This is a genomic window from Kitasatospora sp. NPDC059722, from assembly GCF_042733235.1.
Lineage (GTDB): Bacteria > Actinomycetota > Actinomycetes > Streptomycetales > Streptomycetaceae > Kitasatospora.
The window spans coordinates 61661-73870 of sequence record NZ_JBHWGD010000005.1; the positions used below are offsets into that span (position 1 = coordinate 61661).

Here is a 12210-nt window from a genome sequence, read left to right on the forward strand (position 1 = left end):
TGGCCGCATCCTGACAGTAAGTCGTTGCCGGGGCTCCCCGCCGGGCGCACAATCGTGGTGACCGAGCCGCGGGGGAGCGGCGTACCGGAATCAACTCGGGGGAGTTTCAGGGATGTTGGAGCCTTTGGGGCTGTCGTGCGACGGTGAGCGGGTCTATCGGACCCTGCTTGCCCAACCGAGCTGGAAGCTCACGGACATCGCCGCCCACCTGACACTGACGGAGCGTCACGTCAGATCGGCATTGGACGAGCTGGCCGATCTTGCGCTCCTCCGCCCGGCCGACGGCCCGGCCGACGAGCTGCTGCCGATCAGCCCGTCGGTCGGGCTGGCCACCCTGCTCGCCCGCGCCGAGGCCGAACTCGCGGACCGGCAACGCCGGATCGAGGCCACCAGGGCGGCCGTCGCCACGATCGCCGCGGAACACGACGGCGCCCGCGCCCGGGAGTCGATCACCCGGCACGAGGGGATCGAGGCGGTCCGCGCGAGGATCGAGGAACTCGCCGCCGCCACCCGCACGGAGATGGTGTCCCTCAATCCCAACAGCGCCCAGACGCCGGACGCGAAGGCCGCGAGCAAGCCCCTCAACCAGCAACTGCTGGAACGCGGCGTCGCGATCCGCTGCATCTACCAGGACAGCTTCCGGAACGACCCCGCCACCCTCGCCGCGGCCCGGTGGCTGGCGGAGCTCGGCGGACAGACCCGGACCGTGCCGACGGTGCCCCTGCTGATGATCGTCATCGACCGGGAGACCGTCCTCGTCCCCATCGACCCCGCCAACAGCCGCCTCGGAGCCCTCGAACTCCGCAGCCCCGGCGTGGTCACCGCCGCCTACGCCCTCTTCGAGCAGACCTGGCTGAACGCGACCCCGTTCGGCGAGAGCGCGACTCGTGACGGGAACGAACTCACACTCCAGGAAAGGGAGATCATCAAGCTCCTGGCCGACGGGCACACCGACGAGATCGTCGCCCGCAGGCTCGACCTATCCACCCGTACCACGCGCCGCGTCGTCGCCGAACTGATGGGCCGCCTCGACGCCCGCAGCCGCTTCCAGGCCGGCCTGCGCATCGCCGAACGCGGCTGGCACCGCTGACGGGCGAGGGCCCCGGGGCCGTGCGCCCCGGGGCCCTCGTCGCCGGTCCGTCGCCGGTCCGTCCTCGGTCCGTGCCCGGCTCGTCTTCCGGTGCGTCTCCGGGTGCGTCTTCCGGTGCGTCTCCCGGGCTCGTCCTCAGGCGAGGTCCGCGCCGTACACGTGGTCGACCGTCATGGTGACGAGCACCCGCCGGTCCGCCACCATCACCGCCCGGTACTCGTCCCAGTCCGGGTGCTCCCCGGCGGCCGTCCGGTAGTACGCGACGAGCGCCTCGACCTCGGGCCCGTGCGGGTCCGTCCCCGGCCCGGTGAGCGTGACCGTCCCCTCCGCCGTGGCCCACGAGCGGCCGTCCGGCCCGGTGACCTCCAGCGCGGCCCGCGGATCGCGCCGCAGGTTCGCGGTCTTCGCCCGACCCTCGGTCGTCGAGACGAGGACCACCCCGGCCGCCCGGTCGAAGTACGGCAGCACGGGCGACAACTGCGGCCGCCCGTCCCCCTTGATCGTCGCGAGCACCCCGAGCCTGCTCGCCTCCAGCAACGCGTACGGGTCGAACCCAGTGTCGGTCATGGGCTCATGGTGCCCCCTCACACCGGTGTGAAGGTCAACCCCGGCGGGGCGTGTCGCCCCGGTGCGCCGGCTCGGCCGACCCTGCCGATCGGCACATTTCTCCGTCGGGGGTGCAGCTAGGTGCACCCGAACCCTGCAGAAAGGCACATCCCTTCGCCGGCGCGGGCGGCCTAGCGTCGATCCCGGGGCCATCGGTGTGCGGTGGCCGGGGCCGAGGAGACGGGAGTGCGCGGATGGGGGCGGTCCGTGGGCTGGCACTGCGGTTGTCGGGGCTGCGCAAGCGGTTCGGGCGGACGACGGCCGTGGCCGGGGTGGAGCTGAGCGTGCCGAGCGGGTCCTGCTTCGGGCTGGTGGGTCCGCGCGGGGCCGGCAAGAGCACCGTGCTGGCGGTGGCGGCGGGCCTGGTGCGGCCGGACAAGGGCACGGCGGAGGTCTTCGGGGCGGACGTCCGGACGGATCCGCAACGCGCCCGCCCGGCGGTCGGGCTGGTGCCGGACTTGGTGGCCCTGCCGCCGTGGCCGCGGGGGCGCGAACTGCTCTCCTCACTCGGCCGGTTGTGCGGCGAGGAGGGGCCGGCGGCCGAGGCCCGCGCCGGGGCGCTGCTCGCCCTGCTCGAACTCGACGGCGCGCAGCGGGCGTCGCCGCCGGAGTACGATCCCGGGCTGCGCAAACGGATGGGGCTGGCCATCGCGCTGGTCCACGCCCCCCGGCTACTGCTGGTGGACGAGCCGTTCGACGCGGTGGACGCGCGGTCGGCGGCGGTCATGGGGGCCGTCCTGACGCAGTTCGTCGCGGCCGGCGGCTCGGTGCTGCTCGCCGGTGCGGCCGTGGCACCGGTCGAGCGGCTCTGCGACCACGCGGCGGTGATGATCGGCGGGAGCGTCGTGGCGAGCGGACCGATGGCACCGGGCGGTGACGGACTCGCGCGTGTGGTGGACGAGTTGTCCGGAGGGGAGCGGATCCCGCCGAGGGCCCCGGCCTGACCGGGCGCGTCCGTCCGGCCGTCCGGTCGGCCTGACCGGACGGATGCGCAGTGCGTGCGGAGCCAGGAGGAGCAGGAGCACCAGCGCGGGCCCTGCCAGGACGGCCGTGCACAGGAAGAATCCCAGCGCGATCCCGCCGACGTCCCCGTGGTCGCACCCGCCCGCGGTCCGGCATGCGGGCGCCCGTCGCCATGCGGATCAGCAGCAGCACGTAAAAGGGTGTCGTACAACACACGAGGCAGCGCGCCGCCGCCTGCGCGAGCCACCGCGTCTCCGCGAGGACGCGCTGCCCGGCGTTCCGGCGGGCGCAGCGGACCAGCAGGATCAGCAGGGCGGGGGCGCCCATCGCCAGGCACGCGCTGCGGACGTTCCGCGTGCCGTAGCGGTAGCCGTACAGCCCGAGCGCGAGGGCGGGTTGGGCCAGGACGGCCGCCGGCACCGGCGCGCCGAAGGCACGCTCGACCGAGCGTCGCCCGCCGTCTTCGACGACCTGTCTCCACCGTTTCTCCCCCCGTCGATTCCGAACGCGTTCACGGCGAATTGAATGCGTTCAAATTGGAGCCGTGGGGGCCGCCCGGTCAACGCCGGCCGGGGGAGGCCGCCGGATCGAAAATCCGCGAAGCTACCATGTGGGCAACACCCTCAGCTCGAAAGATGGACTTGTGACTGTCAACGACGACGTGTTCACGGACTGGAAGAACCGCGAGGAGATCGCGGAGTCGATGATCCCGATCATCGGGCGGCTGCACCGCGAGAAGGACGTCACCGTCCTGCTGCACAGCCGTTCCCTGGTGAACAAGTCGGTGGTCAGCCTCCTCAAGACGCACCGCTTCGCCCGCCAGATAGCCGGCGAGGAGCTCTCGGTCACCGACACCATGCCGTTCCTCCAGGCGCTGACCGCCCTGGACCTCGGCCCCTCGCAGATCGACCTCGGGATGCTGGCCAGCACCTACCGGGCCGACGACCAGGGCCTGACGGTGGAGGAGTTCACCGCCCGCGCCGTCGCCGGCGCCACCGGTGAGAACAAGCTGGAGCGCCGGTCCGCCCAGGACGTCGTGCTTTACGGGTTCGGCCGCATCGGCCGCCTCGTCGCCCGCCTGCTGATCGAGAAGGCCTCGGGCAACGGCCTGCGCCTGAAGGCCATCGTCGTGCGCAACGGCGGCGGCGACGACCTCGTGAAGCGCGCCTCGCTGCTGCGCCGCGACTCGATCCACGGCCAGTTCCAGGGCACGATCACCGTCGACGAGGCGAACAACAAGATCATCGCCAACGGCAACGAGATCACCGTGATCTACTCCGACGACCCGACCAAGGTCGACTACACGGAGTACGGGATCAAGGACGCCATCCTGATCGACAACACCGGCCGCTGGCGCGACCGCGAGGGCCTGTCGAAGCACCTGCGCCCCGGCATCGCCAAGGTGGTGCTCACCGCGCCGGGCAAGGGCGACGTCCCGAACATCGTCCACGGCGTCAACCACGACATGATCAAGCCGGACGAGCAGATCATCTCCTGCGCCTCCTGCACCACCAACGCGATCGTCCCGCCGCTGAAGGCGATGGAGGACGAGTACGGCGTCGTCCGCGGCCACGTGGAGACCGTCCACTCGTTCACCAACGACCAGAACCTGCTGGACAACTACCACAAGGCAGACCGCCGCGGCCGCTCGGCACCGCTGAACATGGTGATCACCGAGACCGGTGCCGCCTCGGCCGTCGCCAAGGCGCTGCCGGACCTCAAGGCGAAGATCACCGGCAGCTCGATCCGCGTGCCCGTGCCGGACGTCTCGATCGCCATCCTCAACCTCCAGCTGAAGCGCGAGACGAACCGCGAGGAGGTCCTGGACTACCTGCGCGACGTCTCGCTGACCTCGCCGCTGAAGCGCCAGATCGACTTCATCGACTCGCCCGACGCGGTGTCCAGCGACTTCATCGGCTCGCGCCACGCCTCGATCGTCGACGCCGGCGCCACCAAGGTCGAGGGCGACAACGCGATCCTCTACCTGTGGTACGACAACGAGTTCGGCTACTCGTGCCAGGTCGTCCGGGTCGTCCAGTACATCTCGGGCGTCGAGTACCCGACCTTCCCGGCCCCGGCGGCCTGAACCGCCCGGACCGCGTGACACCGTGACGGCGGTGGGTGGTGGCCTCGTGAGAGGTCGCCGCCCACCGCCGTTCCGTTTTCCCACCGCCGTGCCGTTTCCCGGGGTGGCGAGGCTCCCCGGGTGCTGGGAGTCCCGGGGCGACGGTGGCTCTCGGGGGGTGAGGCCGCCCGCGGCTGGTCCGAGGGCGAACGGCTATCTTGATGGGTCACGGACACCGGGAGGGAGCGGGCGATGGGCAGGATCGGTCGGCGGACGGCCGCCGTAGTGGCGGTCGGGGTGCTGGTGGGGGTGCTCGGCGGATGCGCGTCGGGGGACAAGGGCGCCACCAAGGACGCTGCGGGCGGGGCGAGTTCGGGGTCGAGCGCATCGTCGGCGGCGGGCGGCGCAGCTGGCGCGTCCGGTGCCCAGGCGTCCGGCCCGGCTGCCGGGGGTGCCGCGGGCGGCGCGTCCGACGGGGCCTCGGCGCCTGCATCCGGTGCCGCGACGCCGCCAGCCGCGGGCGCCGGCGGGGCTGTGCCGCCGCCGGCCGCGGGCGGGGCCGGGGCGCCCGGGGCGGACTCTGACACGGTGTTGCTGGACGACAAGCTGGTCCTCCAGGTGCTGCCGGACGTCAAGACGATGGCCGGGTGGGAGGAGGAGAAGCGGCGCGTCGACACCGCCGACCACGCCACCACCTGCACGGCGGCGGCGCCCTGCACGGGGAAGCCGCTGAGTGGGTCGGTCCGGTTCTCCTCGGGCGACGTGGTGGCCCGGTTCATGATCGACACACTGCCGACCCGGGACGCGGCGAAGGACCGCCTCAAGGAGACGTACGCGTCGTACCGGAGCGGGCCGTTCAAGGCCGTGGACGCCGCGGTACTGGGGAGTGAAAGTCAGGTGTTCCAGGGGCAGTTGGCCGGCAGTGAGGGCGTCGGCATCGTGCTGCGCTCGGGAACGGTGGTGGCGAGCGTGACGACCGAGGGCGGCCCGGTGGACGTCGCGGCGACGCGGCGGTTCGCGGCGATGCTGGTCAAGCGGATCGAGCAGGCGCAGACGGGCAAGACCCCGGACGCGGGACTCGCCACGCTCTGACGGCCCGCCCGGCCGCCCGTCGGCCGGCCAGGTCTCCCGGGTTGATCGGATCGATCGGATCAACCGAAGGTCCGGCGATCCGATCTGACCGCCGGGTGAGCGGGCGGACAACGAACGGCGAACAGATAACAGAATATGTTCGCTGAAATCTGTTATCTGTTATCTGTCCGTTGTCATCTGTTACCCCCCTCGTCAGGCCCGGTGCGGGCTGCGCGAACGGATGTCGGGTGCGCGTGATATGTACTGCATCTGGGCGGCCACTGTGCGCCCATGCGAGAGATGCCGATCACGTTCGAGGGGGACCACCCGATGCCGCTTTTCCGTCGCCGCTCCGGCGAGGACGCCACGCAGGGCCGGTCCGGCCGCCGCGGGCTCGGGTTCGGGCGCGGGGCGCGGACGGCCGAGCCCGCCGTCCCCGTCCCCGCGGGCCCGGCCCCGGCGCTCGACCCGGCCTTCGGCGACGACGCGGTCCGCGTGATGCTCGGCCAGGCCGCCGCCGGGGACTGGACGGCGCTGCGCCCCGCGCTCGCCGCCGTCGAGGACCAGGCCGACCGGACGTGGATCCTCGGCGCCCTCGCCGACGTCGACGGCGTCGAGGCCTGGACGGCCCGCGCGGTCGCCGACCACCCCGACGACGCCCTCCCCCTCCTCCTCTCCGGCGCCCGGCACATCACCTGGGCCTGGGAGGCCCGAACCGGAGCCCGCGCCAAGCACGTGACGGACGAGCAGTGGAAGCTCTTCCACGAGCGCCTGGACACCGCCGAGGAGCAGCTGCTGGAGGTCGCCGAGCGCGAGCCCGGCTGGCTGGCGCCGTGGTACTTCCTCCAGATCAGCGCCCGCGGCGCCTCGCTCGACGCGGACGTCGCCACCTGCCGCTTCGAGGCCGCGCTGCGCCGCGCGCCCGGTCACGCCGCCTCGCACCGCCAGCGGCTCCAGCAGCTGTGCGCCAAGTGGGGCGGCTCGCACGACGAGATGCACGAGTTCGCCCGCTCGGCGATGCTCGCCGCCCCCGAGGGGAGCCAGCTCGGCGAGCTGGTCGCGCTCGCCCACCTGGAGCGCTGGCTGGACCTGCCCGACGGCGAGGACCACGCCTACCTCACCAGCCCGACGGTCCTCGCGGAGCTCCAGGAGGCCGCGGCCCGGTCTGTCCTGCACCCGGACTTCACGCCGGCCCGCGGCTGGCAGGCCGCCTTCAACGCCTTCGCGATGGCCTTCTCGCTGGCCGACCAGCGCCAGACCGCGCACCGGCTGTTCGACGCCCTGGACGGCCTCGTCACCGAGTCCCCCTGGCACTACCTGGCCGGCGATCCGGTCGCCAACTTCCGTGCCCACCGCGACCGTTGCGCCCGATAGAACCGGCTGCGACCCACTGACGCCGCGACCCACTGACGGCCACTGACGGCCACGGCCGGCACCCGCCCGCCACCGCCCGCCACCGCGCGCCGCACGCCCGCCGCGCCGTCCGGGCCCCGGACCTCCTCACCCATCCAGCAATCGAAAGAGCCCCCGGTGTCCCCATCCGAGAACCCGACGAGTGCGCAGAGCCCGGCCAGTGCGCACACCTTCCAGGTGGACCTGCGCGGCCTGGTGGACCTCCTCTCCCACCACCTGTACTCCAGCCCCCGCGTCTACCTGCGCGAGCTCCTGCAGAACGCGGTCGACGCGATCACCGCCCGCCAGAAGCTCGACCCGGCGGCGCCGGCCCGGATCACCGTCCGCGCCGACGACGAGCTGACCGTCACCGACACCGGCATCGGCCTCACCGAGGCGGACGTCCACACCTTCCTCGCCACCATCGGCCGCAGCTCCAAGCGGGACGCCGACGGCGGCCTGGACGGCGCCGGACTGGCCCGCGCCCGCGGCGACTTCATCGGCCAGTTCGGCATCGGCCTGCTCGCCTGCTTCGTGGTCGCCGACGAGATCACCGTCGTCACCCGCTCCGCGGCCACCCCGGACGCGCCGGTGGTCGAGTGGCGCGGCAGCTCCGACGGCCGCTACACCATCCGCACGCTCCCCGCCGAGGCCAGGCCCGAGCCCGGCACCACCGTCACTCTCGCCCCGCGCGCGGACGCCGCCGAGTGGACGCGTTCGGGCCGGGTCCTGGCCCTCGCCCGGGACTTCGGCGGCCTGCTGCGCCAGGAGGTGACGGTCGTCGACGCGAATGGCACCGAGCACCGCGTCAACCGGACGCCGCCGTGGGCGCAGCGGCACGGCTCGCCGCTGGCCCGCCGCGACGCGCTGGCCGAGTACTGCCGCTCCGCCTTCGACTTCACCCCGCTGGACAGCATCGACCTGGACCTCCCGCTGGTCGGCCTGCGCGGCGTCGCCTACGTGCTGCCGGACGCCGCCCCGCCCTCCCGCCGCTCCGGCCACCGGGTGCACCTCAAGGGCATGCTGCTGACCGACCAGGCCGACGAACTCCTGCCCGACTGGGCGTTCTTCGTCCGCTGCGTGGTCGACACCGACGGCCTGCGCCCGACCGCCTCCCGCGAGGGCCTGTACGCGGACGAGACGCTGGCCGCCGTCCGCGACGCGCTCGGCGCCCGGATCCGCGACTGGCTGACCGGCCTGTCCGCGAGCGACCCGGCGCTGCTGCACCGCTTCCTGTCCGTGCATCACCTGGCGGTCAAGGAACTCGCGCGCTACGACGACGAGTTGCTGCGCATCATGCTGCCGTGGCTGCCGTTCGAGACCACCGACGGCAATGTCACGCTGGACGAGTTCGCCCGCACCCACCCGGTCCTGCTGGTGACCCGGACGGTCGAGGAGTTCCGCCAGGTGGCCCCGATCGCCGGCGCCGCCGGGCTCGGCGTCGTCAACGGCGGCTACACCTACGACCGCGACCTCGTGCACCGGCTGCCCGAGATCCGCCCCGGCGTCTCGGTCGCCGACCTCGACCCGGGCACCGTCACCGCGCACCTGGACACCGTCGACCCGGCCGCCGAGCTCGCCGCCGCCGCGTTCCTGACGATCGCCCGCGAGGTGGTCGGCCGGTTCGACTGCGACGTCGCGCTGCGCAGCTTCCACCCGACCAGCGCCCCGGCCCTGCTGCTGGACAACCGGGAGGCCCGGCACGAGCGCACCCGCGCCCAACTCGCCGACGAGGCGGACGGGTTGTGGGCGGACATCCTCGGTTCGCTGCGGGCCGAGGTGCCGCGCGCCCAGCTGGTGCTCAACCACCTCAACCCGCTGGTGCGCCGTGCCGCCTCGCTGGCGGGCAGCCGCGACCTGACCGTCACCGCGGTCGAGGCGCTGTACGGGCAGGCGGTCCTGATGACCCGCCGTCCGCTCAAGGCGAGCGAGAGCGCCCTGCTCAACCGCTCGTTCATCAGCCTGCTCGACCACGCCATGCTCGGCCACGAGGCGGCCGACGGCCGCGGCGCCGACAGCGACCCGAAGGAGGCGTGATGCTGGACACCCCCGACGCGGTGATGGCCGCGCTGCGCGAGAACGACGCCCGCCCCTACGGTCGTCAGCGGACCGTCGCGGCGGAGGAACTCGTCGACGCCGCAGAGCAGTTCGACGACACCGGGGTGCGCTCGATGGCCCTGCTGGAGCTCATGGAGGCGTACCAGTACGACGGCGAGCGCAGCAAGTCGCCGGTGGTCTTCGCCCGTGTGCTCAAGCTGTGGGACACCGACCCGGACGGCTTCGGGGAGTGGGCCGGGGACCAGGTGTTCTGGCGCTTCAAGTGGGTGGCGGGCTCGCTGGCGGGCACCCCGGAGGTGCCGCTGGAGGCGATCCGGCGCTGGCACACCGAGATGCGCACCCGGTACGAGAAGGCCGGCTTCGGCCTCCAGCCGTACTACGCCCAGCGCTACCACCTGGCCGCGCACACCGGCGTCGGCGCCGAGGACGCGTACGAGCTGTGGACCGGCCGCCCGCGCACCGAGCTGAGCGACTGCCACGCGTGCGAGCTCCGCGCCCGCGCCAACCACCACGTGCGCGCCGGCGACGACGCCCGGGCGCTGGAGGTGTGGCGGCCGGTCCTCGGCGGCCACAGCACCTGCTCCGAGGAGCCCTACCTCAGTCACGCCGCCGCCCTGCTCCCGCTGCTGCGCGAGGGACGCCTGGACGAGGCCCGCTCCAGCCACCTGGTCGGCTACCGCTTCGCCCGCGGCAAGTCCGGCATGGCCCGCCCGGTCGGCCAGCACGTCGAGTTCTGCGCGCTGTCCGGCAACGAGCCGCGCGGCCTGGAGATCCTCTCCGAGAACCGCGACCTGTTCGCCGTCACCGGCGACCCGAGCGGCCGACTCGACTTCCTCACCGGCGTCGAGGTGCTGATCGCCGCCCTCGCCCGCCAGGGCCACGGCGAGCTCGCGGTCAGCGGCCCGCCCGGCCGGAGCTGGACGGTCGACACGCTGCTCGCCCACCTGCGCACCGAGGCCGACGCGCTGGCCGCCCGCTTCGACGCCCGCAACGGCACCGACGCGGTCGGCAGCCGGCGCCGGGCGCGGCTGGAGCGCGGGCCGCTGCTCGCCGAGCCGCTCGCCCTGGGCGTGCGCGCCGCCGCCGCGCCCGAGCTGGCCGGCGCCCCGGCCGCCGGGCCCGCGCCGCGCCGCGAAGTCGAGCCGGAGCCCGAGGAGTTCGCCGCCCTCGTGGTCCGCGCCCGCGAGCTGGACCTGGTCGGCCACCCGGACGCCGACCGGCTCTGGCGCCGGATCGCCGAGCGCTTCGAGGCCGAAGGCTACGTGCACGAGGACGGCACGGCGGCGGGCACCGCGGGCCGGCTGCGCGCCGAACTCGCCGAGCAGCGCGCGCACGAGGCGCTGGACCGCGACGACCACGTCGTCGGTAAGGCCCAACTGCTGGCCGCTGCCGACTTGTTCGAGCAGGAGGGGCTGCTCGGCCAGGCCCTCATGGTGCGCACCCGCACCCTCGTCGTCGAGCTCGGCGAGGTCGAGGGCCTGGCGCCCGACTGGCCGGCGCTCGATGAAGCGCTCGTCCGCGCACGGGAGTTGCGGGCCGAGGGCGGGATCGCCGACGACGACTACCTGATCGTGCTCCAGTGCCGGGCCTTCGCCGCGCACCACGACCTGATCGCCGCGCTGCCGGAGCCGCCGGCCGGGGCCGTCGCCCGGTTCGAGGAGGCCGTCGGCGCCTACCGGGCTGAGAGCGGCGCGCTCGGGTCGGCCCGCCGGGCCGCCACCTCGCGCCAGTACGCCGCCGACGCCGCCGCCCGGCAGGGCCGGATGGCCGAGGCGACGGCCGAACTGCGCGAGGTCATGGACCAGTTGGACGCCGCCGAACTGCCGTGGCAGACGCCGCGGGTGCTCGGCCTGCTCGGCCAGGTGCTGCTGCAGAGCAGCGAACCCGCCCAGGCCGTCGAGGTGTTCCACCGGGCCCTGGCCGAGGCCGCCCGCTGGGGCGACGACTCCTACCCGTTCGCCCCGACGTACATGATGCTCGGCCACGCGAGCTCGCACACCGGCGACGACGGCGGGGCGATCAGGGCGCTGTCGGAGGCCGCCGCGCGCTTCGACCGCAAGGGCCGGCCGGCGGCGGAGGAGGCCGCCCAGGTGCGGCTGCAGCTGGCCGACCTGCTGCGCGGCAGCGGCCGGGCGGCCGACGCGGTGGCCGTGCTGGAGTCGGTGCTGCTCGACGCCGCCGCCCCGGAGCTGGACGAGCGGCTGATGGCCCAGGTCCGGCTCGACCTCGCCCGCGGACTGTTCGCGCTGGAGGAGTACCGCGACGCGGCCGAGGAGTACCTGCGCCTCGCCGACGCGGTCGCGGGCTGGGAGGACCGGTCGACGCACACCATGGTCGCCTGCGAGGCCTCCCTCGCGCTGGCCCACGCCGACCGTTGGGAGGCGGCCGACGCCGCCCGCGAGCGCGCCCTCGCGGCGCACGCCGAGGCGCCGCAGTGGGATCAGATGGCCGGGACGCTGCGCGATTTCGCCAAGCTGGTGATGCGCGCCCGCGGCGGCGAGGGGCTGGAGACCGCGCTCGCCCGGCTGGCCGAGGCGGACGCCGTCGGCGCGGCCGCCGAGCGCGCCGGCGCCTCGTACAACTCGTGGTTCCTGCGCGGCGGTTCGCACTACGAGCGGGCGCGCTGCCTGGCCATCGCCGGGCGGCACGAGGAGGCGCTGGCCGAGGCCGAGCGGGCGATCCCGGTGTACGAGGAGGGTGGCGAGGAGGCCGAGTCGCCGCGCGCCGAGGCGGTGCGGATGGCCGCGCTGATCGAGGGCACCGACCTCGGGCGGACGCGGGCCGCGATGGCCCGGCTGACCGCCGCCGCCGACCGCTGCCGGCGGGTCGGGCTGCCGGAGGCGGCGGAGATCCTGGCCGACCTGCGGGAGCGGATCGCGGCCGACCAGGGCTGACGGAACGGCGGCGGGGGGGGGGGGGGAGGGTGGAGAGAGAGGAGCGCCACCCCCACCCCCGACACCACAAA

The 12210-nt window shown here is 74.0% G+C and carries 8 protein-coding genes; 7 read left to right on the top strand and 1 reads right to left on the bottom strand.

Annotation, left to right across the window (positions count from 1 at the left end):
* The first annotated feature begins 112 nt into the window (after positions 1 to 112).
* On the top strand, positions 113 to 1090 hold the full coding sequence (locus ACFV4F_RS04665) for a LuxR C-terminal-related transcriptional regulator (RefSeq protein WP_380500424.1): 978 nt from the start codon (positions 113 to 115) through the stop codon (positions 1088 to 1090).
* A 135-nt stretch (positions 1091 to 1225) separates the two neighbouring features.
* Here the strand turns inward: ACFV4F_RS04665 and ACFV4F_RS04670 are convergent, their stop codons facing one another.
* Complete coding sequence (locus ACFV4F_RS04670; RefSeq protein ID WP_380446288.1) at positions 1226 to 1657, bottom strand: PPOX class F420-dependent oxidoreductase; 432 nt, start codon at positions 1655 to 1657, stop codon at positions 1226 to 1228.
* Positions 1658 to 1890: 233 nt separating this feature from the next.
* Between ACFV4F_RS04670 and ACFV4F_RS04675 the strand changes: the two genes are divergently transcribed.
* The 6 genes from ACFV4F_RS04675 (at position 1891) to ACFV4F_RS04700 (ending at position 12139) form a co-directional block, all read left to right on the top strand.
* Positions 1891 to 2640 (top strand): ATP-binding cassette domain-containing protein, encoded by a 750-nt coding sequence (locus ACFV4F_RS04675; protein ID WP_380500425.1) that lies wholly within the window; start codon positions 1891 to 1893, stop codon positions 2638 to 2640.
* Positions 2641 to 3302: 662 nt separating this feature from the next.
* On the top strand, positions 3303 to 4745 hold the full coding sequence (locus ACFV4F_RS04680) for a glyceraldehyde-3-phosphate dehydrogenase (RefSeq protein ID WP_380446290.1): 1443 nt from the start codon (positions 3303 to 3305) through the stop codon (positions 4743 to 4745).
* 567 nt (positions 4746 to 5312) lie between these two features.
* Positions 5313 to 5816, top strand: coding sequence for a hypothetical protein (locus ACFV4F_RS04685; protein WP_380500426.1), 504 nt, complete (start codon positions 5313 to 5315; stop codon positions 5814 to 5816).
* A gap of 270 nt (positions 5817 to 6086) precedes the next feature.
* On the top strand, positions 6087 to 7169 hold the full coding sequence (locus ACFV4F_RS04690) for a hypothetical protein (protein WP_380500427.1): 1083 nt from the start codon (positions 6087 to 6089) through the stop codon (positions 7167 to 7169).
* Positions 7170 to 7325: 156 nt separating this feature from the next.
* The gene (locus tag ACFV4F_RS04695; protein ID WP_380435995.1) at positions 7326 to 9224 is read left to right on the top strand and encodes an HSP90 family protein; all 1899 of its coding nucleotides are present in this window, start codon (positions 7326 to 7328) and stop codon (positions 9222 to 9224) included.
* A complete protein-coding gene (locus tag ACFV4F_RS04700; protein WP_380500428.1) occupies positions 9224 to 12139 on the top strand; it encodes a hypothetical protein in 2916 nt (971 codons plus the stop codon). The genes ACFV4F_RS04695 and ACFV4F_RS04700 overlap by 1 nt, the downstream gene beginning before the upstream one ends.
* Positions 12140 to 12210 lie beyond the last annotated feature (71 nt).

Bases quoted from the DNA above. Each gene is read 5' to 3' on its own strand.
- ACFV4F_RS04665 (WP_380500424.1), top strand. From the start codon at position 113: ATGTTGGAGCCTTTGGGGCTGTCGTGCGACGGTGAGCGGGTCTATCGG.
- ACFV4F_RS04670 (WP_380446288.1), bottom strand. From the start codon at position 1,657: ATGACCGACACTGGGTTCGACCCGTACGCGTTGCTGGAGGCGAGCAGG.
- ACFV4F_RS04675 (WP_380500425.1), top strand. From the start codon at position 1,891: ATGGGGGCGGTCCGTGGGCTGGCACTGCGGTTGTCGGGGCTGCGCAAG.
- ACFV4F_RS04690 (WP_380500427.1), top strand. From the start codon at position 6,087: ATGCGAGAGATGCCGATCACGTTCGAGGGGGACCACCCGATGCCGCTT.
- ACFV4F_RS04700 (WP_380500428.1), top strand. From the start codon at position 9,224: ATGCTGGACACCCCCGACGCGGTGATGGCCGCGCTGCGCGAGAACGAC.